This is a genomic window from Pantoea sp. X-Soil-YNGN-785, assembly GCF_059730585.1.
Genome location: NZ_AP035943.1, coordinates 15,960 through 36,620 on the forward strand (window position 1 = coordinate 15,960; position 20,661 = coordinate 36,620).

A 20,661-nucleotide genomic window follows, 5' to 3' on the forward strand; every position below is an offset into this window, starting at 1 on the left:
CCTCCTGCGTAAATGTAGATTAATTGTAACGGTGATTCAGCTGTGCAACTATCCGGTGAAATCAGGACAAACTGTACGGGGTGATGCACAATGGCGATCGATATGGCGCTGCTGGATGCTATCGTGGCAGTGGCGAAAGCGGGAGGATTCCGGGAAGCCGCGCGTATTACAGGCAGCAACGCGTCACGCCTGAGCGATGCGGTGCGGCGGGCAGAACAGCAACTGGGTATCCGACTGTTTCACCGGACGACACGCACGGTAGTACTGACTGAAGCGGGCAGGGCGCTGATGGAACGTCTGTTGCCCGCCATGAATGAAGTTAATGGCGCGCTGGATGCGGTTAATCGCTATCGCAACACGCCAGGCGGCACGCTGCGGCTGAATGTTCCGGTCAGTGCCACCCGGCTGGTATTGCCCGGGCTGGTGCCGGAATTTCTGCGGCGCTATCCTGATATCCGGCTGGAAATCGTGGCTGAGAGCAGCGTGCAGGATGTCTTTCGTGACGGCTGCGACGCCGGAATTCGGTATGATGAGCGGCTGGAGCAGGATATGGTGGCGATGCCCATTGGCCCCCGGCAGCAGCGGTTCGCGCTGGCCGCGTCTCCGGCTTATCTTGCGGAACATGGCCGACCCGATCACCCGCGCGATCTGATCCATCATCGCTGTCTGCGTGGCCGTTATGCCAGCGGCATCATGGCTGACTGGACATTCAGCTGCGACGGAGAAGAGATCAGCGTTGAAACCGGCGGGCCGCTGGTAGTGACCGTCGGCGGGGCAATGGATCTGGCTGTAGATGCCGCGATTGCCGGAAGCGGGGTGATCTATCTGTTTGATGAGTGGCTCAGACCGGCCCTGGACAGTGGCAAACTGGAACCGCTGCTGCAACCCTGGTGGCTGACCTTTTCCGGCCCGTGGCTTTACTACAACGATCGCCGTCTGATTCCGGCTCCGCTTCAGGCGTTTATCGATTTTGTGCGCGAAATAAATGCGCGCGAAAAACCTGTCAGCTATACCAGCTGAATCCCTGCGGCACCCGTGAAAAACCGGCGTGTCGCAATGCGTTAAGCAGCGGTGACTGCGACACCGCTTCACCATCTACCGTCTCCAGCGTAAAACTCGCGGGCTTTTCACGTTTCAGCGCCACGCCCAGCGCCGCGACTGCGGTCTCAAGCTGTTCAGGGTCATCGCTGAACGTCAGCAACTCTTTGCCTCCCGGCGTCAGAAAGAGCATCAGCATGCCGCCAGCAATCACGACCCGCGCGCCCTGACGACGCGTCGGGCGTATGCCGCTGGCATGAACCGGCCAGCTCAGCATCGCGCCAAACGGATTCGCGGGATCGAGTGCAGCCAGCGTCACCGCTTCAGTGGCATCGGTTGGCGCTTCGGCCAGCGCCCGCAGCTGCTCAATGGTCTGATGGTCAGCAAACTGCGCACCGCCGGACCCGGCGACAAACTGTCCGCGCAGCAGCCGCCCGGCATCTTCCATGCTGCGCAATACGGGCTGTAACGCCGGAAATCCACCGGGGATCTGCTCTGAAACTGCACTGCCTCGCGTGATCACTCCATATCGGTCGAGCAGATTTTCTGCCAGCGAAAGAGCCAGTCGTGCAGGCGCAATTTCCTGCCGGTTAATCTGTGACCAGCGCCCGGCCAGCGTGTTGACCGCTGGACGGCGTGCGGGCAATGCGCCAGGCGTAAAGCGCTGTCCAAAGCGGGTGCGCAGAGTGCGTGCCGGACGTGAACGGGTCACGCCTGGCGTGCTCAGCAGCCCACGTACCGCAATCCAGCTATCCGCAGTGACAAAGCCCCGCCACACCAGTTGCCACAGGGCGTCATGGATGTCGGTGGGTTGTGCCTCCGGCTGCTCCATTTGCGCCATAATCTCATGAACAAACCACGCGCCGCCGCGGCTCAGTGCATCAAGTGTCGCCTGCTGGATCGGCGTAAGAGGGGTGGCGTCAGCCTCCGGCAGCGTCTCAGCGGCGAATTCTGCCAGGTGAAGCGAGATCAGACCATCATTCTGTCCCAGCGCTTTATGTCCGCACCAGATCACCTCGCCACTGGCTAACAATTCATCGAGCATTGCAGGCTGATAGTCGGCAATCCTGGCGCGCAGGATTTGTGACTCCCACAGCGAGGCGGGTAACGGCACGCCCGCCAGTTGCTCTATCACCCGCACCAGCCCGCTGACACCCTGATGCGCGTGGTTAAGCAGGCCGTGCCGCGCCAGCAGCAGGCTGACCCAGGCGGCGGGTGAAACCGGCCGGGTTGCTTCGCGCGCTGATTGCAGTGAACGTAAGCGCAAGCGTTTGAAGATCTCTGAGGAAACCCACTCCGTTTCCGATGTGCCCGCTGCCGCACCTGTGTTCAGCAGGCTGCCCTGTTGATACAGGGATAGCAGCACCGCATTCACGACGGCCACGCCCAGACCGAAATGGGTCGCCAGCTGTCGGGCGGTGAATAGCGTATGGGTGCGGACGTAGCGGTTCACCAGATCGCGTAGTGGATCGGTCTGCGGCTCCAGAAATGTGTCGGGCAGATCGTCAGGCAGCTCAGTGCCCAGCGCATCGCGGAGGCGAGACGCATCTTCAACAACTGCCCAGCGATCTTCGCCCGCGAGCTTCACCGGAATTATTCGCCGGGCATGAGAAAATAACGCGACGGCTTCTGCGATTTGCGGGTCATTGCCACTGAACCGCGCCGAAATACCGGCAACGGAGAGCGGGCCGAGGTCACGCAGCAGATCGATGATGCCTTCGGTGTGTTGTGCCTGATAGCGGGAATCAATGCGCTGCAGTTCCTGGCCGACCTGCTCAACCACGTCAGGTGCCAGCAAATCACGCTTGCTGGTCTGGCCGATCAGTTCACCCAGCAGATTGCTGTCGAGCGCCAGCAGTGAGGCGTTTCGTTCAGCCTGTGGGGCATCGCTGGCGTAGATAAATTCTGCGATATAGCCAAACAACAGCGGGGCGGCGAAAGGCGAGGGCTGTTCGGTCGTCACCTCGACCAGCTTTACGTTTCCCTGTGCCAGCTGTTCCATCAGCTGGTGCAGAGCAGGAAGATCGTAGACATCCTGCAGGCATTCGCGTGCGGTTTCGATCAGGATGGGGAAATCATCATACTGCCGGGCGACGTCCAGCAACTGACCGGCGCGCAGCCGCTGCTGCCAGAGTGGTGAGCGCTTACCTGGATTGCGCCTCGGCAGCAGCAGCGCGCGTGAGGCGCACTCCCGGAAGCGGGCGGCGAACAGTGCCGATTGTCCGACACTCTCCGTAACGTCCTGAGTGAGCTGGTCGGCGTCGAACATAAACAGGTCAGCGCCGGGCAGATGCCCTTCGCTGGCGGGAAAGCGGGCTACGATGCCGTCATCGCTGGCTGCGACGGAAGCATCAATCCCCATGCGGTGCTGGATCCGGGCAGAAATCGCCAGTGCCCAGGGCGCATTAACCCGTTTTCCCCATGGCGAGTGCAGGATTACCCGCCAGTCGCCAGTTTCGTCCCGGCAGCGTTCAATCAGCAATGTGCGATCGTCCGGTAGTACGCCAGTCGCGACACGCTGTTCAGCCAGTAAAGCCAGCAGATTTGTCACGGCATGGGTATCCAGCCCCAACGCGTGCAGCTGTTGTTGCGCATCATCCGGTGAAGCACTGTTCAGGTTACGCAGAAACAGCCCGAGGCTGGCACCTGAATCGGCAGAACGGCCAACGCCCTCACCGCGCCAGAAGGGCAGACGAGCCGGACGGCCAGGCGCGGGCACCACCAGCACCTGATCGTGCGTGATCTGCTGAATGCGCCACGACGTTGCACCCAGAGTAATGATGTCGTTGACCCGCGATTCATAGACCATCTCTTCATCCAGTTCGCCGACCCGACGAGAGCCCGCCTGCTCTTCGCCTTCGGGCAGGATGACGCTGAACATGCCGCGATCGGGAATGGTGCCGCCGCTGGTCACGGCCAGATTCTGAGCGCCGGGTCGCGCCGTCAGCAGTCCGCTCTGGCGATCCCATACCAGCTGTGGCCGCAGCTGAGCAAAATCATCTGACGGAAACTTACCCGCCAGCATATCAAGTGTGGCATCAAACAGCCGACGCGAGAGAGTGCGGAATGGATCGGCCCGGCAGACCTGTGCATACCAGTCGTCAGCCTGCAGAGGATCCATTGCCACGGCGGCCAGCGTCTGCTGCGCCAGAATATCGAGCGGGTTACGGGGCGGAGCCAGCGCATCGAGGTGACCCGCCCGCATCGATTGTAATATCACGGCCGAATCCAGCAGATCGCGCCGGGTGCGGGGATACAGGATGCCAGTGGAGATGCCGCCGACCTGATGTCCGGCGCGACCCACACGCTGCAGGGCGCTGGCGACTGACAGCGGAGTGCCCACCTGGATCACCAGATCCACCGGCCCCATATCAATGCCCAGTTCCAGACTGGAGGTCGCCACCACGCAGCGCAGACTGCCCTGCTTCAGGGCAGCTTCGATCTCACCGCGCTGTTCTTTCGAAACGGAACCGTGGTGGGAGCGGGCAATCAGATCGTCGGCGCGCTCTTCATCCTGATTTTCAGCAGGGATCTGCTGCGCCAGATAACGCGCATTGAGCCGCGCCGTCAGCTTTTCTGCCAGACCACGCGAATTCACAAACACCAGCGTGGCGCGATGGGCCATTACCTGCTGCAGAATGCGCGCCTCGATATGTGGCCAGATCGATCCGCTTGCAGTGCTCGCTTCACCTGTCAGGTCATCGGCGCTGGCAATATCGGTCATATCCTCAACCGGCACTTCGATCGTCAGGTGCAGTGTGCGATCGGCGGCCGGATTTACCACCTGAACCGGCTGACAGCCGCCGAGAAAGGCCGCTACCCGTTCAACCGGTCGCACCGTGGCGGAAAGCCCGATGCGCTGGGCGGGCTGTGGCAGCAGCGCATCCAGCCGCTCCAGGCTCAGCGCCAGCTGTGAACCGCGCTTTGAACCCGCCACCGCATGCACCTCATCAACAATAACCGTGGTGACGCCCTGTAGCGTGGTGCGTGCTTTGGAGGTCAGCATCAGAAACAGCGATTCAGGCGTGGTAATCAGGATATCGGGCGGACGGCGCAACAGCCTGGCGCGCTCCGCGCTGGGGGTATCACCGGATCGCATCCCGATATTCAGAGTGATTTCTGGCTCATTCAGCGCCTGCCGCTCAGCGTAAACGCCTGCCAGCGGCAGATTCAGGTTGCGCTGCACGTCAGCTGCCAGCGCTTTAACGGGTGAAATATAGAGAATGTGGGTGGTCGTTTCGCTTGTGGGAGAAGGCTGGTCAGTTCTGACCTGAAACAACGTGTCGATGGCGGTGAGAAAGGCCGCCAGCGTTTTGCCGGAACCGGTAGGCGCAATCACCAGCGCATGCTCTCCACTGGCAATCACCTGCCAGGCCGCCTTTTGCACCGGCGTCGGTGCAGCAAAGGCGGCAGAAAACCAGCGTCGGGTGGCGGGTGAAAACCGGGCTAAGACCGTATCAGATTGGGATTTCAACATCATACTCACGGCATCACGCAGAGATTGCGCCTGAAATTAATCCGTTGAGTGTAAGTGAAAATTGCCGTTTATGGATGACGCGGCCGATATCTGGCCGCGCCAGTGACGTTTATGAGCAGGCCGTGCCGGCTAACGCGCGACCTCTGACCGCCAGGAGTGACACCAGCGCCAGCACAATAAGGGTCATGCCATAGAACCAGGCGGTCTGGGTCAGCCCGATATGGGGTGCGGCAATACCGGCCGCAATCGCGGGCAGGGCAAAGGCGAGATAGCTTTTGATCAAAAAGGCGGAGAACAACCCGGCGCGCTCATGACTCTCCGCTAACGGCATGATGATCTTCAGCACGCTGGAGAAAATCGATCCAAATCCCTGACCCGCAATGGCGGTGCCGAGATAGAGCAGGGCCACGCTGTGCATAGAAAGGCCTGTCAGTGTGACGCTGACACCCGCCATCAGCATCAGCGTACCAATAACCAACGCCCGCGCGGGGGGCAACGGACGAAAGAGTAATACGGCTGCCGTTGCACTTAGCATCAGCGTTGCCACAATCGAGCCGGCGATAAACGGCGACGTCAGGCCGGTTGCATTTGCCACCATCGTGGGCATCAGTGACAGATAAAATCCGCCCAGCATCCATGTTGCGATGTTTACCGGCGTCACCTTCAGTAACGGGCCGAGTGCGCGGCGCGGAATGCTCACCTGAGGCCGCAGCGCGGCCAGTACACCCGGCTGAGGTGCAATCGTTTCAGGTATCAGGGGCAGAAGCGCCATCGCGACTATCATCAGCACCATCAGCAGTGCGTAAATCGTGACCGTAGGAAACGGCGCAAAGCTGACCAGAAAGCCACCTGTCAGCGTGCCAAGCGTCATCCCGAGAAACGCGGTGAACGAATTTAGCAGGGGTCCACGCGTTTTACTGGCGTCAATCAGGCTGGCACCGAAGGTCGGCAGTGCAATACCCGTAGCAAAGCCCTGTACCAGTCGGGCGGCAATCAAGGTCGAAGCCGAACTGGCCACCATAAAGATTACCAGCGCGACCACGTTAATCGCCAGTGCCAGCAGCATCAGCGGACGGCGGCCGGTATAGTCCGACACTTTACCCACCGTCAGCAGCGCGGCCAGCAACGCGAAAGCATAGGCACCAAAGATCAGCGTCAGCATGGTCGGCGTCAGATGAAACAGGCTGTGATAGAGCGGGTAGAGCGGCGTTGGCGCGCTGCTGGTGGCTGAGATCAGCGCCGCACCGGTAAAGCTAAAAAGCGTGGTGCGGGTAGCCGCCTGCGGTGTCAGGGTAGGGTTCATGGGAGTCACCTTAATGCAAAGGATTAGCTTTTAATAAGGTATACGGTGATTCTGAGCTTAATGCAATATCTTTGCTTTAACGTTTATTGCGGTGTGACTTAGTGTCACCTTATGCTAAACTATGTGTTACTAAGTTACACACCGGAGGACTCATGGCATCAACAAAACTTCGTCAGCAGGGCGGCGCTGTCGTGCTGACTATTCCCAGTGAGATTGCTGCCAGAGCAGGCTGGACCGTGGGCATTGAGCTGGACGTGACCGCTGAGGGCGAAACCGTGAACATTGTGCCGGTTACGCGTGTACCACGCGGTCGCCGGACAGTTGCTCAGTTGCTGGCCGGTATTGATCAGCTGGAAATCCAGAGTTATAACGACGAGGCCGTCGACGGACTGAATGACGCGCCGCAGGGCAGGGAGCATATCTGATGGTTTCAAGGAGGGTGCCGCAGAAGGGCGAAATCTGGCACGTTAATGGTGATCCGGTTGAAGGGCGTGAGTTTAAAGGGCCGCATTATTATCTTGTTATCTCTCAGCGCGAGTTAGTTGCGGCTCTGGGGACGGCAGTTTGTGTACCGGTGACAAGCGGCGGCGTCGCGTCGCGCTCACAGGGAGTGACTGTGTTTCTGGACGGTAACAGCACAGATACCGGCAAGGTGACTGGGGTGGCGCTGTGCTATCAGGTGCGTTCGCTTGACCTGACAGCGCGCAAGGCAAGCTATGCTGCCAGGGTAGAGCCACATGTTATGGATGAAATATTGTCTCTGGTTGTAGACCTTATCGACCCGCGATAAATAAAAGCTGGCTGCCAGTTATAAATTACAAATTTATTAATTCCGGGAAGGCGTAACACTCTCGCAAGGCTCCGACCGCAGGTGCATGATCATCTGCGGCCCGAAAGTATAAGCACTTCCCTCTTCAGCACGCTGCCTGAAGTGCAACTCGCAGGAGCTTAGTAAAGCGAGTTCTTTAATCGCTCCGGCAGCGCTTTGTCGTAGGCATCGCCATCGATTTCCGCAATCTGTTTCAGAATCGAGCCGGTGCTGGGCAGCGACTGCCGCGCAATCTGCGTTTCAGCGTTCCATAGCCCGGAGCGGATAATCGCCCGGCTGCACTGAAAGAAAACGCTCTCCACGTGGATACAGAGCACGGTTTTCGGCAGCTGATTATTGACAGCAAAGCGTTCAAGCAGCGCCGGGTCGCTGCTGATCGCCGCCGTACCGTTAACGCGTAGCGTCTCGCCAATGCCAGGAATGAGAAAAAGCAGCGCGACCCGATTGTCCTGCAGAATGTTGCGCAGGCTGTCGATGCGATTATTGCCGCGTCTGTCGGGCAGCAGCAGGGTTTTATCATCTTCAATTTCGATAAATCCCGCCGGATCGCCGCGCGGTGAAACATCCAGTCCCTCCGGTCCCGATGTTGCCAGCGCTACAAAAGGCGAGGCGGCTATAAACGGACGATAGGCGGGATGAATATGATCGGTCACCTTAGCCACAGAAGGCCGGGCGACAGTGCCATAAAGACGTTCAAGTTCGGTCAGTTCCGTCACTATGCTGCTCTGTTCAGCCATGTTTGCACTTTCCTTTCATTGATCAGATCCTCAGGGCGCTGACGGCAAGACGCCACAGAACCGACGCGCAGGTTTAAGCAGGACTCTAACACCAATAGCTGCAGAGTCAGAGACACTGCACCGTCCTTTGTGATCACTATTCACTATGATCTGTGAATCCCGGTTAAACAGGAAGGGATTACCAGGCCCGGTCTGTAAAACCCAGGTGTTGGTATCAGAACAACCTGCTGATATAAATGATTAACCTGTTCAGTACCCATAAGGAGCAAAAGGATGGTTTGGGAATCAGAGCGGTTGCTCTACAGATTTACCCTTCGTGAGGATCTTGACGACCTTTTCAGAATTTATGGCGACCCGGAAACGCATAAATTTAACCCGCGCGGCCCGTGGCCTGACAGGGAATATGCTGTTCAGGCAATGGAGCGTATACAGGATAGTTACCGGGATCAGGGGTTCGGCGACTGGACAATATTCGAGAAAGCTCATCCGGAAAAAATTATCGGCTTTGGTGGCGTCTTCAGAAGCCAGTTTGACGGCCGTCAGACCAATAATCTCGGCTACCGGTTTGAGCCAGATGCGTGGGGAAAAGGATATGCCACTGAGCTTTCACGCAGGGCTATTCGCTACGGATTTGAGGAGGCCGGACTCAGCGTCATCACAGGCGTGGTGCGTGAAAACCATCTGGCGTCGCGCCGGGTGCTGGAAAAAGCAGGCTTAACGTTTTTGAAAAAGGTCAACGATCTCGAAGGGCTGCCTCCCAGCCTGATGTATGCCCTGAGCCGCCGGGAATGGCTTGACGCTGGCAACGCGATTAACGTCTGATTTTCCACTTTGCGAGTCGGGCGCAGCGTTGTCTGCGTCCTCTTACAGTCTTAAACCTCTGAGAAACCCTCTCTTATCCCGCGATTAATTCCCTGCTGAGTGGATTACCTTACCCGCCTTACTCAGGGGAGGATTTATGGATATTCGTACAATTTTTATTTCAGCGGTAATGGCAGTCAGTTTGTTGTGGATAGGCGCATCAGATAACCGTTCGTCTCATTTCAGCGGAGAACCGGTCAAAGCGGGCCTGAGTAAACTTCAGCCCTGATAGTCACACGCCCGATCGCACACTTTAGCGCCTGCTCAGCCTGAGATGCGGTACACTGCCGCTATCTGTTAACGCAACATCATTGCGTTAACCAAAACGTTGACGCGGATAAAAGCAGGAGAACGAGATGGCAAGGGAGATGATTCGTCAGGGCGGGCGCAGCGCCCGTATTCAGGCGGAAGTGCATGACACCGTTAACCGGCTGCTGGAAACGCTGGATCGTTCCGCCATTACCGTACCGATGATTGCCGAACAGGCAGGCGTAACGCCGTCCACGATTTATCGACGCTGGGGCGATCTGGCCCAGTTGCTGGCGGATGTGGCAGTAGCGAAGATGCGTCCAATTGCCGATCCGGAAGATACCGGCTCGATGATCGGCGATCTTACCGCGTTCATTCAGCAGTATGCTGAAGAGATGTCTTCAAAAGTGGGCCGTGAGTTGCTTGCCGATGTGATTGGCAGTCATGCTGAAGAGGCCAGCCATAAATGCTGTGTATTCACTTATCAGCATCTTGAAACCCTGAACAACCGGGCCATCGCGCGCGGGGAAGCGGGTTTTGACGTTGATCGTCTCGTGGATGTCGCTGTCGCGCCCGTGATGTTCCACATATTGTTTGGCGATCGCGACGTTTCAGCGGAATACTGTTCGTTACTGATTAAGCAGGCATTTTAATTCAGCACTGAACATAGGGCAGGGCAGCTTCGGTGATCAGGTGCTGCAACAGCGTACGCGCGGGATCATCACTCTGGTCTGATCGGGCCAGCACAATACCCAGATGGCCCGGCTGCGGCAGTCGCTGTGATTCTGCCACCAGCCCCTCCGGCAATCCCGCGCGGGTGCGCAGGGTGATCCCCAGCCCGGCCTGTAGCGCGGCCCAGATGCCACTCAGACTGTGGCTGGTAAACACCACGCGCCACGGAATGCCCGCCTTATCCAGCGCGCCGGTGGCGAGGGATCTCATCACACAAGGCGCATCAAACGCCACCAGCGGCAGCGGCTCGCCACGCTGCAGAAATCCCGCCAGATCAAACGACGGATGCTGTATCCAGACTAACGGGCATTGTCCAATTAGCAGCGTGCCAGCCTGCTGTTCTGCCTGCCACAGCAGCGCTAAATCCAGCTCATGACGCGCCAGTGCCGTTAATAGCGCCAGATTTCGGTCAACGCGAGCGGTCAGCATCACGTCCGGATGTTGCCGGTTAAACGCGCCGAGAATGGCAGGCATCAGCGCCTCGCCAAAATCCTCCTGCATGCCAATACGAATTTCGCCCTGCAACGCTTCGCCTTTTACTGCCCGCAAAGTCTCATCGTTCAGTGACAGCAGACGTCTGGCGTAACTCATCAACTGCTCGCCACTGCGGGTCAATTGCAGATGCCGCCCTTTTTTCATCACCAGCGCGGTACCGCATTGCTGCTCCAGTTTTTTAAGCTGCGCACTGACGGCTGAGGTTGATCGGCAGAGGTGCTGTGCCGCAAGAGCAAAGCTGCCCGCATCAATGCCCGCCACGAAACTGCGCAGCGCATCCATGTCGAGCGATTCCGGTACTTTGTTCATTATTGTCCTTAAAATTCGGATAGTGGATGCTGATTAATTTGATTTTCAGGATTAACGTGCTGAGTGACACTCTCTCTGACCAACGAGGAGTGTGCAATGAAAAAATCACTGGACCGGGAAACACTGGCGCAGCGCGCGCCAAAACTGGCGGAACTGACGCAGCAGGTGCTGTTTGATGATATCTGGCAGCGCGATCTGCTGTCACCGCGTGAGCGCAGCCTGCTGACGCTGGCAACCTTAACTGCGCTGGGGCGTGTCCAGCAGCTGCCATGGCACATTAATTACGCCCGGCAAAATGGACTGACGCAGGATGAACTGGTGGAGAGCTTCACGCATCTGGCGTTTTATGCAGGCTGGCCCGCTGCCGTGGCTGCGCTGAGCTATCTGGAGGATAATCACTGATGCCCTTCACCCGGATCACCTTGCGGCAAGGTTACAGCGATGCGGATCTGCATCTGCTCTCCACGCTGCTTCAGCAGGCGCTGGTCGCAGAATTTGATGTGCCCGAGCAGGACTGTTTTCAGATCTTTGAGATGCTGCCTGTCCCTCAGCGTGTGTTTGATCGCCATTATCTCAGCGGCGGACGCAGCGAAAATTTCGTGCTGTTTCAGATAACGGCAGGCCGCCCGCGTTCCCGGCAACAGAAGCAACGCTTCTATCACGCACTTTGCGCGGCGCTTCAGACAGAGATGGCAATCGATCCTGATGATGTGATGATCATCATTCAGTTTAACAGCCGAGACGAGTGGAGCTTTAGCGGCGGCCAGATGCTGGCACAGGCGGCGTTATGATTATCATGCATTATCGCTTTACGCTGCCTGGGGACTACGACATGGGCATCATTGAACAGCGTATCCGACTGAACGGTGCCCGGCTGGATGGCTTTCCGGGGCTGGTGGCAAAAGCATATCTTTACGCCTGCCGCGAGGATGGGGGAATCAATGAACATCGCTATGCACCGCTCTATTTCTGGCGGGAGGCGAGTGGCATGCAGCGATTCCTGCAAAGCCCGGGTTTTGCGGCGCTGGTGAGGGATTTTGGCTGGCCGATCATCGAAAGCTGGCTGGCGTTTGAGGAACAGACTCTCATCACCGATCTGGCTGAAGCCCGTTTTATGACGCTGAACCGCTGGACGATTCCTCCGCATGCGAACCTTGCCACACTGCCTATACCAACAGGCTTCAGCGCCTGGGATGTGACCCGCTGGCAGGGATTAACGGTTAACGCATCACAGCATCGACCGGCGTCCGGCCCGGAGGTCTATCGCATCGGTTATCTGGCGCGAGGCGCTGCCGCTTCAGATCTGCGGCTGTAGCAGCGGTCTTGATGCGGATTGCCATTCAGAGGGCAAATATAGCCTCAATCTCAATGCGCAGGTCAGTGGAGAACAGGCCGCTGACCTGGACCAGCGAGCTGGCAGGCAGATGTTCGCCATAATTACGATAGAGCACGTCCCGCAGCTCGGCGATTTCTGTGAAAGAGGTGATGAATATCGTGACTTTCAGCAGCGCGGCAAGCGACGTCTTTTCAGCAGCAGCAACGGCTCTGAGTTGTTCAAAGATGGCTTCAGCCTGTTCAGCCATATTACCCTGCTGAGCGGCCGTGCCAAAGGCGGTAAGTCCTGAGACATACAGCGTCGTGCCATGTTTAACGGCATGGACATAAGGCGCGTTGACTTCGCCCAATTGCGGATAATTTTTACGTTCTGACAGGGTCATATTTTCTCCTTCATCATGTGAATCATCAGATATTACTCCGCGCCACCCCTTAGCGCTTCAGGAGTTGCTGGCAGACAACATTATCCTGCGCGGCGCGCTGCTGCTCATCGGCTTTCAGTTGTTCCCAGCGGCCAATCACGCTGCGTCCCAGCCGCGGTTTATAGGCTATTTTTTGCAGCGCATAGTCAGAATTGCCGCCTTCAATAACATTTCGCATCTGCTGGTCGAACGGCTGCTGACTGTGGTGATCAATCGCGCAGAACACCGCGACGTAATACGCTTTGTCTTCCTCGCTGTCGTGCGGGATTAAAAGCCAGCCAGGGCGAGGATAAGCAGCAGCGGAAGAATATATTTTAACCATTTATAACACTGGTTTTCGTATGATTAACAGCCTCATACCCTTTTCAGTATGGCGATAGTATCTGACCCTGCACCCTGCACCCTGCCGCCAACGCAAATACTTTCTTATAGACCTTTGTCGAATTAACGCTTTTGTGTCACATCATGCTCTGCAGCATTCTCATTGGAATGTCCGCATAGAGCATATGCATGGCGTAGCTACCGCTGAAAAGTAATGAAAATGTAATCCCGTCCAGCCTCGTTCAGCCAGATGCACACTGCGATGTCTGTCACGGCCCAGAGCCTGACTTTTCTCGGTACGGTCGGTCTCAGCATGACAGCGTCTAAGCAAAAATTTCGGTGTGGAGACCATCAGCTCTTGCTGGGCCACGTACTGCGGGTCGGACAGCGGAATCAGACGATGCAATACTATACCGGCAGGCGCTCGGTCAGGCCGCCGGGAGTGCCATCGAAATAGCCCTGCAGAACGTCAATGCCATGCGCAAACGTGTCCAGATCGTACTCGTGGTCACCGAGTTCACCTGCGTCGCTCAGCACCTGACGGAACTCCGCATATTTTCTGCTGAATATTTTCAGCGCGGTTCCGTTCGCGAAGTCTGCGTCTCTCTTTTCAGAGGAAGTAATTCCGTACCGGATTTTCTCGAAGGCTTAGCTGAAATCATCATGGGCTTTCATGGATTCGAACGTAACAGTTTTCCGGAGGATTCATAGCGTTCTTACAGAAGGGCTGATTTACTCAATATGTAAAAATTAATCAAAGATAATATGAGTGTGCTTATTTTATCCTTGGTTACCAATAGTTTGCTTAAATAAACCACTCGAAATTACCGGGCGCCTTTACCGGTATGATCCGACTTTTTCCATTTACGGCAGTAACCGGAAGAAAAGCACTGCGGCGGGTCGGGGCAAAGCTCGCTTTGTCAGAGCCCTCTGCAGCCAGTACCGTACATCTGGTAGTCAGACCAGCTGACTGAACCACTAAATATAGTGCCCTGCGCAGAAAAGCGCCGCTGAGAGGGGAAGGTCCGGTTCTGGCCTTTTTCGGATATTCTGAATCAGGAGAAAGCGGCGTGAGCAGCATAAAGTGAATAGGCAGCCAGAATGGCGCATCTGATATAAAATAGAACTTATGCTGAATTATTGACTGAAAGTGGAAATTATTGCTTATAAGATTAAAAGCTGCGTTATGAGTAAAATTTGCTCAGCCTGAGTGTCTGAGAGGCAACATCATTCAGAAGACAGGATCAGACCGGCCCGCACCACAACGTTCCATACCGTCCCGCCTTATCCTCTTTACCTCACCATCACCAAAAGTAAAATTTTAGTTAAAAACGCTTTACGAAAGCATTAACCTGATTGTAGATTAAGTAATCCACAATAAAGGTTCATGATCCATGAAAAGAAACGCTGGCAGACCAAGAGAATTTAACCCTACTGACTTTCTGAACGTTGCTCAGGCACTGTTCTGGGAGAAGGGCTACAGGGCGACATCTCTCGCCGATCTCAGAGAAAAATCGGGGCTGGCCAGCGCAAGCATCTATAAACTTTATCCCGACAAACATGCCATCTTCCTTGCTGCGCTTCGTCAGTATATGGATGGCGGCCTGCGGCGCCTCACGCAGCGTGAAACCGAACTTGAACCCGAAACAGCCCTGACCCAGACGCTCGATTTTTTTGCACAGCTCACCGCCGGTCCTGATGGAGCACGGGGATGCTTTTCCATTGCGGCGGCCAGTGAACTGCTTCCTGGTGATGAGGCTGTCCGGGAGCTAATTGAATATATGTTTTCAGGCCTGATTTCCCGGCTGACACGCATTCTGCAAAAGGGCCAGAAGAAAGGCGTATTCCGGAATGACTATGATGCCGGCGTTATGGCTGAAGGTCTTTTTATGATGCTGGAAGGTATGAGGTTATACGGGAAAGTAAAACCAAAAATTGAAAATCTGCGAAGATCGAATGAGTTTTTTATCAATTCTGTTCTCGCATTGCCTGTCAGTAACGATAAGTGAACGGGATAACGTGATGCTGATGGCAGGAATGACCGTCCGGAGAAAAAAAAGGAACAGGCTCCTGACTGTTCTGCATTCGTCAGGTAAAAACGTTATCTGCGGCTGGAGCGAAAAAGGAAGGTTCTATAAAAGAACATTTGATGAAAGCACACTGATTATATTTACACCATCACCTTCAATAATTACAGTAATGTAATTATTAACCCTTACTTATAAACACTGAGCTCGTTTCCTCAGGGTATTCTCATGCCATCAATAAAAATGAAACTGTTTTACACCTGTTGACAGTGAAAACATGATTCATACGCGGAAAATCTATTGATCCTATCTTTCATTGCTTATGAATAATTGTCACTAATAATTCATCAAACAGGTTTGACTCAGATAGTTTCAGGGAGTAGTTTTTATATAGTTTTGTAAAGACCCCCCTGTATCACACTGGATGAGGATTTATAAATGAAGCCGAATGTAGACCAGAATATTGTTCTCAGCACGGAAGAATCAGAATATATCCGATCAGTTCTTGAAAAAATTGACTATGACCCGTCAGGCTCAGACGTTTATTTAAATAAAATCAGAAAGGTTGCCTATACGGTATTTCCTGAAAGGGTGATCACGGCGATCAATAAGGTTAAAGGCTTTTCAGCGAGCGCGCTCGGTTCATTGCAGATTGATAATCTGCCGGTAGATAAGTCAGTCACCGGCAGTCCACGTCATAATGAATCAGGCAGCGCATTCAAAAGTGGCGTATTGACTGAAAATATACTGGTGACAATGGGTGTGCTTACGGGTGAACCCTATTCCATTGCTCATGAAGGCCATGAGCTGGTAAATAATCTTACGCCGCATAAAGAGGCAGCCAAAGAGTTTACCGGTCTCGGGTCTGAAGTTGAGCTCGATTTTCATATTGAAAATGCTGCGCAGGCATATATGCCGGAAGGCGATACGTCACCGCTTGCACTCATATTACTGGGCGTCAGAGGGGAACCGCTTGGCGGGCCGCAGACCCGCATTTCCGACTGCCGCCGGGCGCTGGAAAAACTTTCAGAAGAGGATATCAAGCATCTGTACGGCAAAAATTTCATTATCCGCGTGCCTTACCGCTGGCGCGGCGCGTCTGCTGAACCACGTGATAATACTGACCTGAGTCCGATTCTGTCAGGCCCTATCTCTGCCCCGCGTGTGACCGTAGCCTTCTATCCGGATATGGTACTGGCCGTGAATCCGCGTGCAAAACAGGCTCTGGAAAATCTTTATCAGGCAGTACGCGAAGTTTCATTCGGCGTTCAGATCAGTCCCGGCAGGCTGATCCTCATTAATAACAGTTTTACTTTGCATTCCCGTGACAGCTTCAAGCCCGCTTTTGATGAAAACGATCGTGCGCTCCGCTGGGTACAGCGCATTTTTGTAGCCCGCAACCTCTGGAACTTCAGGTCGTTCGTACCCGTTAAAGACCGCGTGTTTGATCCCAACGTGAAAACCGCAGCATCGGAAATACCGGGGCGCGAGAAAACGCCGTCGGCTGCCTGAAGCCACACCGCCACCGGCAGCCTGCTGTCCGGTGGCCTTGACAAGCCCGCCAGGCCTCCGTACGTCAAAGGCGAAGCAGGCGCAACAGAGTCAGCTGACTTACTGTCAGTTGCCATGCCAGAAAGGAACATTATGAACCCAGCCAGCCGGACATCTCATCGATCAGCCATGACGGGAGGCCAGGGCAATACCGTGACGGGAACCCTGCTTGCAACCAGCTTTGGCTTTATTGTGGTTCAGCTGGACGTGACTATCGTGAATGTTGCGCTTCCGGAAATTGGCAGCAGCCTTGAAACAGGGGTTTCAGGACTTCAGTGGGTGGTTGACGCTTATACACTGTCCTTTGCCGCTCTGTTACTGACGGCGGGCGCAGCCGGAGACCGCTTTGGCTGCCGCCGGGTTTTTAATAGCGGACTTTTTCTTTTCTGCCTGGCTTCCCTGACGTGTGCCCTTACGCATTCCGTGGATGTCCTGATCGCGGCCCGATGCATTCAGGGTGCCGGCGCGGCGCTGATCCTCCCGACGTCACTGGCGCTGCTGTCCCATGCCTGCGCGGGCGATCCGGTAGTGCGAAGCCATGTCATAGGATGGTGGAGTGCCATCGGGGGAGCAGTAAGCGCTATGGGGCCGGTCGCCGGTGGTCTTCTTACGACAGCCTTCGGATGGCGCGCCATTTTCCTCGTCAATCTTCCCGTGTGCCTGCTCAGCCTGTGGGCAACTTACCGGTTTGTGGCGGAAACGCCGGCGGAGAAGAGTAAAAGCTTTGATATGCCCGGTCAGGTCCTGGCCATACTGTTTCTGTTCCTGCTCACGTATTCCGTGATTGAGGCAGGAGCAGAGGGATGGCTATCACCAGAAATATGGACCGGACTGGCTCTGGCTCTGGCTGCTGCCCTGCTGTTTGTGGCCCGTGAGGCGCGGGCAGCAGAGCCGATGATTCCGTTATCGCTGTTCCGGAACTCCGTGCTGACCATTGCCGTTCTTCTGGGACTGCTTTCCAATCTGACCTTCTATGCTCTGATATTCATTCTGAGCATTTTCTTCCAGAGTGTAAAAGGGTACTCCCCAACGCAGACGGGGCTGGCCCTGCTGCCATTTACAGTGATTATGATTGCCAATGTGGCAAGCAGCCGCCTTACCCGATATTTCACGCCCCGTATCACAGTTGCTGGCGGCGGAATTTTATGTGTACTGAGCTTTCTGCTGTTACATGACCTCGACAGGGATACGCCGTATTACGTTGTCATGGTGAGCATGATTTTCCTGGCGATCGGTTCCGGAATAAGCACCCCGGCTCTCACATCAGCCATTCTCGGCAACGTGCCGTCAACGCGTTCTGCGACTGCATCAGCCATTTTTAACGTATCCCGGCAGGTTGGCAGCGCCCTGGGCGTCGCGCTGCTGGGCGCACTGATAGTGGGTGCTGCTGAGAACATGACCGCTGGCGCAAGGCTTGCCTTTGATATCTCAGTGGTACTCCGGGTGGCCGGAGTCATCCTGGCCGCGTTATTTCTTTAAATAAATATATTGTCAGGAAAGGGGAGCATGATGAGGCTTGTAATTATAGGCACCCGGAAAACAGGCACAAGCCTGGCACTGGTCAGCACCGCACTGAAAAGAGGAATGGCCGTCACAATTGTCAGCAACCCTGAAGACAGACTGGAGGGGGTTTTCCCTCCGGAAGTTGAAATAAAATATCTGCCTGCAGAGGTCAGCATCATTTCCGGATGGATTAAAAAAGAATACCTCAGGCCGGAACATGACCTGAGGATCACCACGATTAATGATGTGTACGCGAGCGTTGCTGCACAGGTCAATTCGGCACTTGACCTTCCGGGACCCGATGCCTCAGCCGTTACCCGTGCGGTATCAAAATTACAGCAGAAAAGGATACTCACCGATAACAATATCCCGACATCCGGCTATTCGGAATTCCGCCTTTCAGATCATAAAGCCCGGGGGGAAGCGCTCCACAGGCTGCAGCTGCCGGTAGTAATAAAACCCTCAGAAGGAACTGCGAGTAATGGCGTGAAACTCTGCTGTCAGCATTCCGAGGTAATCAGCCATCTCGACTATCTGGTTAATCAGAAAGAACAGCGGCCGGACCTGGTCCCCAGCGATACTGTACTGCTGGAAGAATATCTGCCCGGAACAGAATACTGCGTTGAGTATTTCGACGGGCATTATGTTGGCGCCATGCGCAAGTCCAAACGGTACGGCGCCGAATTTCTGGAACGCGGCTATACGTCAGAACTGGATATAGATGAAAAGACCTTTCGTAACCTTATCGGAACAGGCGCCCGGGCAGTACAGGCGGCGGGGCTCGATTGGGGGCCGGTACATGTTGACTGCATCGTTCATAATGGTTTCGCCAGCATCATTGAATTAAATCCCAGGATTGCCGGCAGCTTTATCTGCGATATTGTCCGGGATGCCTATGGCTTTGATATGGTTGAACACCTCGTTGATAAGCTTCAGGGCAAAAAGGTCACGGTGCCTGCAGGCTTCCTGCCTGCCGCTTACGCCTGCGTTAATTTTTTCCTCGAAAGCGACCCGTTACCCTGGTCATTTACTGAAAAGGGTGAACTCAGTAACCCCTTTATGCACATCAGCTACGGTCCACAGCACCTGAGTAACCGCAGGCGCAGGGCGTTCGTTTACGTCAGAAACCTTATACAGAATTTCCAGCCGGAGACTAACTAAATGAAACTAATCAGTACTGTCGTGATTGTGGATGGTGCATCAACCAGCGCGTATCTGGCGCCGGCATTCCGTTCTTATGGGGTTCAGTGTGTTCACGTTCTCAGCAGTGAGACACTGCCGGAACGCCTCAGGGCGCAGATCAATCATTCTGACTTTATACGCAGCCTCGTATATCAGGGTGATATCCGCGTGCTGGCAGAGAACCTGAAGGATCTGCAGATTGACGTGGTATTGCCGGGCGGAGGAAGCGGTATCGAGCTTGCGGCCGAGCTTGCCGAAGCGCTTGATGTTCCTTACAAAAACCCCGTCCATCTTGCCAAGGCACGCCGCCATAAGTTTGAGCAGATAGAAGTCCTGAGCCGTAGCGGACTTCTCACGCCCAGGCAGTATCAGTCAGAACAGGCAGACGAGATCGTTGAATGGACGCAGGCTCATCTTACCCTGCCGGTTGTGGTGAAGCCTACCCGGGGAGCTGGTGTGAGTGGCGTGAAAGTGTGCCACACCCTTTCTCAGGTCAGGGAAGCAGCAGACAATATTCTCAATTCAAAATCTTATTATGATGAAGATCAGAACGAAATCCTGGTTCAGTCCTGCACGCAGGGGCAGGAGTACATTGTTGATATTGTTTCTTTCGATGGCCATCACAAAGTTGTCAGCGTATGGGAAGTGGACCGCGATCGCCGGGAATCACCGCGCCTTGAAAAAATGATGGTGGTTGACCATACCCAGCACAGATTCTCGGCACTGATTGATTACGCCAAAAAAGTACTGGATGCAGTCGGCCTTAAATTCGGACCGTCCCATATGGAAGTGATGCTAACCGGCGACGGGCCAGTAATCGTTGAGCTGAATTCCCGTCTGCATGGAAGCCTCGATCCCTTACTGACGACGGCGGTGACGGGGGAAAATCATGTGTCCGCTACCGTCAACGCGTTTGTTAATAATGCGCACTTTATTGACAGCATCGGTAAGGCCCCCGGATTCAGCGGCTACTGCGGACATGTCCTGCTGGTTTCTCCGGTTTCGGGCCGTCAGTTACAGAATTTCCCTTGGGACAGAATTGAAAGCCTCCCTTCATTTGTAAGCGTAAAGCGGTGGGTGAAACCGGGCGGTCAGCTCCAGGTCACTACGGGCCTGCAGACGGCTATTGGTATGGTCGGGTTGTTTCATGAAAATTCTGAACAGCTGAACAGGGACTGGAAAACGATCAGGGCAATCGAAAATGAATACTTTATGGTTCCTCAGGCGTCAGCCGAGCCCGCATAAGAGATCTGAAAAGGCCGCACAGGCGGCCTTACCCACAGCTGACAG

Annotated in this window: 19 protein-coding genes and 1 pseudogene; 13 read left to right on the plus strand and 7 right to left on the minus strand. The window is 55.2% G+C overall.

Annotated elements, in window-relative coordinates; translation table 11 throughout:
• The first annotated feature begins 90 nt into the window (after positions 1 to 90).
• The gene (locus AC6I8E_RS18605; RefSeq protein ID WP_147789005.1) at positions 91 to 1,020 is read left to right on the plus strand and encodes a LysR family transcriptional regulator; all 930 of its coding nucleotides are present in this window, start codon (positions 91 to 93) and stop codon (positions 1,018 to 1,020) included.
• Here AC6I8E_RS18605 and AC6I8E_RS18610 read toward each other — a convergent pair.
• Positions 1,004 to 5,515 carry an ATP-dependent helicase gene (locus tag AC6I8E_RS18610; protein ID WP_497824911.1) on the minus strand — a complete coding sequence of 1,504 codons (4,512 nt, stop codon included), beginning with the start codon at positions 5,513 to 5,515 and terminating at the stop codon, positions 1,004 to 1,006. The genes AC6I8E_RS18605 and AC6I8E_RS18610 overlap by 17 nt on opposite strands.
• A 109-nt stretch (positions 5,516 to 5,624) precedes the next feature.
• The gene (locus AC6I8E_RS18615) at positions 5,625 to 6,818 is read right to left on the minus strand and encodes an MFS transporter (RefSeq protein ID WP_201251443.1); all 1,194 of its coding nucleotides are present in this window, start codon (positions 6,816 to 6,818) and stop codon (positions 5,625 to 5,627) included.
• Positions 6,819 to 6,970: 152 nt separating this feature from the next.
• Here AC6I8E_RS18615 and AC6I8E_RS18620 point away from each other — a divergent pair, with 152 nt between their 5' ends.
• Together AC6I8E_RS18620 and AC6I8E_RS18625 are read left to right on the plus strand one after the other, a co-directional pair.
• Positions 6,971 to 7,243 (plus strand): AbrB/MazE/SpoVT family DNA-binding domain-containing protein, encoded by a 273-nt coding sequence (locus tag AC6I8E_RS18620; protein WP_033784864.1) that lies wholly within the window; start codon positions 6,971 to 6,973, stop codon positions 7,241 to 7,243.
• On the plus strand, positions 7,243 to 7,608 hold the full coding sequence (locus tag AC6I8E_RS18625) for a type II toxin-antitoxin system PemK/MazF family toxin (RefSeq protein ID WP_033735363.1): 366 nt from the start codon (positions 7,243 to 7,245) through the stop codon (positions 7,606 to 7,608). The genes AC6I8E_RS18620 and AC6I8E_RS18625 overlap by 1 nt, the downstream gene beginning before the upstream one ends.
• A gap of 158 nt (positions 7,609 to 7,766) precedes the next feature.
• Here the strand turns inward: AC6I8E_RS18625 and AC6I8E_RS18630 are convergent, their stop codons facing one another.
• Positions 7,767 to 8,384: a pyridoxamine 5'-phosphate oxidase family protein gene (locus AC6I8E_RS18630; RefSeq protein WP_312216020.1), complete on the minus strand. Its 618-nt coding sequence runs from the start codon at positions 8,382 to 8,384 to the stop codon at positions 7,767 to 7,769.
• Positions 8,385 to 8,657: 273 nt separating this feature from the next.
• Between AC6I8E_RS18630 and AC6I8E_RS18635 the strand changes: the two genes are divergently transcribed.
• Both AC6I8E_RS18635 and AC6I8E_RS18640 read left to right on the plus strand, forming a co-directional pair.
• On the plus strand, positions 8,658 to 9,206 hold the full coding sequence (locus AC6I8E_RS18635; protein WP_377798369.1) for a GNAT family N-acetyltransferase: 549 nt from the start codon (positions 8,658 to 8,660) through the stop codon (positions 9,204 to 9,206).
• Positions 9,207 to 9,601: 395 nt separating this feature from the next.
• Positions 9,602 to 10,147, plus strand: a complete 546-nt coding sequence (locus tag AC6I8E_RS18640) for a TetR/AcrR family transcriptional regulator (RefSeq protein ID WP_377798371.1) — start codon at positions 9,602 to 9,604, stop codon at positions 10,145 to 10,147.
• Position 10,148: 1 nt separating this feature from the next.
• Here AC6I8E_RS18640 and AC6I8E_RS18645 read toward each other — a convergent pair whose 3' ends face one another.
• Entirely contained in the window at positions 10,149 to 11,030 is an 882-nt protein-coding gene (locus AC6I8E_RS18645) for a LysR substrate-binding domain-containing protein (RefSeq protein WP_201251519.1), read from the minus strand.
• A gap of 96 nt (positions 11,031 to 11,126) precedes the next feature.
• Here AC6I8E_RS18645 and AC6I8E_RS18650 point away from each other — a divergent pair, with 96 nt between their 5' ends.
• From AC6I8E_RS18650 to AC6I8E_RS18660, 3 genes are read left to right on the plus strand one after another with little or no spacing between them, the layout of a single operon-like run.
• Positions 11,127 to 11,432 (plus strand): carboxymuconolactone decarboxylase family protein, encoded by a 306-nt coding sequence (locus tag AC6I8E_RS18650; protein WP_497824833.1) that lies wholly within the window; start codon positions 11,127 to 11,129, stop codon positions 11,430 to 11,432.
• Positions 11,432 to 11,821, plus strand: coding sequence for a tautomerase family protein (locus AC6I8E_RS18655; RefSeq protein ID WP_497824834.1), 390 nt, complete (start codon positions 11,432 to 11,434; stop codon positions 11,819 to 11,821). The genes AC6I8E_RS18650 and AC6I8E_RS18655 overlap by 1 nt, the downstream gene beginning before the upstream one ends.
• Positions 11,818 to 12,345: a DUF4865 family protein gene (locus tag AC6I8E_RS18660; protein WP_107320239.1), complete on the plus strand. Its 528-nt coding sequence runs from the start codon at positions 11,818 to 11,820 to the stop codon at positions 12,343 to 12,345. The genes AC6I8E_RS18655 and AC6I8E_RS18660 overlap by 4 nt, the downstream gene beginning before the upstream one ends.
• Before the next feature lie 25 nt (positions 12,346 to 12,370).
• On the opposite strand, the gene AC6I8E_RS18665 is transcribed toward AC6I8E_RS18660, so the two are convergent.
• The 3 genes and pseudogenes from AC6I8E_RS18665 to AC6I8E_RS18675 form a co-directional block, all read right to left on the minus strand.
• Positions 12,371 to 12,748: a RidA family protein gene (locus AC6I8E_RS18665; protein WP_095707939.1), complete on the minus strand. Its 378-nt coding sequence runs from the start codon at positions 12,746 to 12,748 to the stop codon at positions 12,371 to 12,373.
• 49 nt (positions 12,749 to 12,797) lie between these two features.
• Positions 12,798 to 13,096: pseudogene (locus tag AC6I8E_RS18670) on the minus strand (hypothetical protein).
• Positions 13,097 to 13,516: 420 nt separating this feature from the next.
• Positions 13,517 to 13,645, minus strand: a complete 129-nt coding sequence (locus AC6I8E_RS18675) for a hypothetical protein (protein WP_261985051.1) — start codon at positions 13,643 to 13,645, stop codon at positions 13,517 to 13,519.
• An 857-nt stretch (positions 13,646 to 14,502) separates the two neighbouring features.
• Between AC6I8E_RS18675 and AC6I8E_RS18680 the strand changes: the two genes are divergently transcribed.
• The 5 genes from AC6I8E_RS18680 to AC6I8E_RS18700 all read left to right on the plus strand — a co-directional run bounded on the left by AC6I8E_RS18680 (position 14,503) and on the right by AC6I8E_RS18700 (position 20,616).
• A complete protein-coding gene (locus tag AC6I8E_RS18680) occupies positions 14,503 to 15,117 on the plus strand; it encodes a TetR/AcrR family transcriptional regulator (protein WP_095707938.1) in 615 nt (204 codons plus the stop codon).
• A gap of 456 nt (positions 15,118 to 15,573) precedes the next feature.
• Positions 15,574 to 16,647: a TauD/TfdA family dioxygenase gene (locus tag AC6I8E_RS18685; RefSeq protein ID WP_095707936.1), complete on the plus strand. Its 1,074-nt coding sequence runs from the start codon at positions 15,574 to 15,576 to the stop codon at positions 16,645 to 16,647.
• 132 nt (positions 16,648 to 16,779) lie between these two features.
• Positions 16,780 to 18,165: an MFS transporter gene (locus tag AC6I8E_RS18690; protein WP_095707935.1), complete on the plus strand. Its 1,386-nt coding sequence runs from the start codon at positions 16,780 to 16,782 to the stop codon at positions 18,163 to 18,165.
• Between the two features lie 27 nt (positions 18,166 to 18,192).
• Complete coding sequence (locus AC6I8E_RS18695; protein WP_095707934.1) at positions 18,193 to 19,350, plus strand: ATP-grasp domain-containing protein; 1,158 nt, start codon at positions 18,193 to 18,195, stop codon at positions 19,348 to 19,350.
• Positions 19,351 to 20,616 (plus strand): ATP-grasp domain-containing protein, encoded by a 1,266-nt coding sequence (locus tag AC6I8E_RS18700; protein WP_095707933.1) that lies wholly within the window; start codon positions 19,351 to 19,353, stop codon positions 20,614 to 20,616.
• The last annotated feature ends 45 nt before the right edge of the window (positions 20,617 to 20,661 follow it).

Excerpts from the sequence above, each read along its gene's own strand:
- AC6I8E_RS18605 (WP_147789005.1), top strand. The coding sequence starts at position 91 with ATGGCGATCGATATGGCGCTGCTGGATGCTATCGTGGCAGTGGCGAAA.
- AC6I8E_RS18610 (WP_497824911.1), bottom strand. The coding sequence starts at position 5,515 with ATGTTGAAATCCCAATCTGATACGGTCTTAGCCCGGTTTTCACCCGCC.
- AC6I8E_RS18615 (WP_201251443.1), bottom strand. The coding sequence starts at position 6,818 with ATGAACCCTACCCTGACACCGCAGGCGGCTACCCGCACCACGCTTTTT.
- AC6I8E_RS18620 (WP_033784864.1), top strand. The coding sequence starts at position 6,971 with ATGGCATCAACAAAACTTCGTCAGCAGGGCGGCGCTGTCGTGCTGACT.
- AC6I8E_RS18625 (WP_033735363.1), top strand. The coding sequence starts at position 7,243 with ATGGTTTCAAGGAGGGTGCCGCAGAAGGGCGAAATCTGGCACGTTAAT.
- AC6I8E_RS18630 (WP_312216020.1), bottom strand. The coding sequence starts at position 8,384 with ATGGCTGAACAGAGCAGCATAGTGACGGAACTGACCGAACTTGAACGT.
- AC6I8E_RS18635 (WP_377798369.1), top strand. The coding sequence starts at position 8,658 with ATGGTTTGGGAATCAGAGCGGTTGCTCTACAGATTTACCCTTCGTGAG.
- AC6I8E_RS18640 (WP_377798371.1), top strand. The coding sequence starts at position 9,602 with ATGGCAAGGGAGATGATTCGTCAGGGCGGGCGCAGCGCCCGTATTCAG.
- AC6I8E_RS18645 (WP_201251519.1), bottom strand. The coding sequence starts at position 11,030 with ATGAACAAAGTACCGGAATCGCTCGACATGGATGCGCTGCGCAGTTTC.
- AC6I8E_RS18650 (WP_497824833.1), top strand. The coding sequence starts at position 11,127 with ATGAAAAAATCACTGGACCGGGAAACACTGGCGCAGCGCGCGCCAAAA.
- AC6I8E_RS18655 (WP_497824834.1), top strand. The coding sequence starts at position 11,432 with ATGCCCTTCACCCGGATCACCTTGCGGCAAGGTTACAGCGATGCGGAT.
- AC6I8E_RS18660 (WP_107320239.1), top strand. The coding sequence starts at position 11,818 with ATGATTATCATGCATTATCGCTTTACGCTGCCTGGGGACTACGACATG.
- AC6I8E_RS18665 (WP_095707939.1), bottom strand. The coding sequence starts at position 12,748 with ATGACCCTGTCAGAACGTAAAAATTATCCGCAATTGGGCGAAGTCAAC.
- AC6I8E_RS18680 (WP_095707938.1), top strand. The coding sequence starts at position 14,503 with ATGAAAAGAAACGCTGGCAGACCAAGAGAATTTAACCCTACTGACTTT.
- AC6I8E_RS18685 (WP_095707936.1), top strand. The coding sequence starts at position 15,574 with ATGAAGCCGAATGTAGACCAGAATATTGTTCTCAGCACGGAAGAATCA.
- AC6I8E_RS18690 (WP_095707935.1), top strand. The coding sequence starts at position 16,780 with ATGAACCCAGCCAGCCGGACATCTCATCGATCAGCCATGACGGGAGGC.
- AC6I8E_RS18695 (WP_095707934.1), top strand. The coding sequence starts at position 18,193 with ATGATGAGGCTTGTAATTATAGGCACCCGGAAAACAGGCACAAGCCTG.
- AC6I8E_RS18700 (WP_095707933.1), top strand. The coding sequence starts at position 19,351 with ATGAAACTAATCAGTACTGTCGTGATTGTGGATGGTGCATCAACCAGC.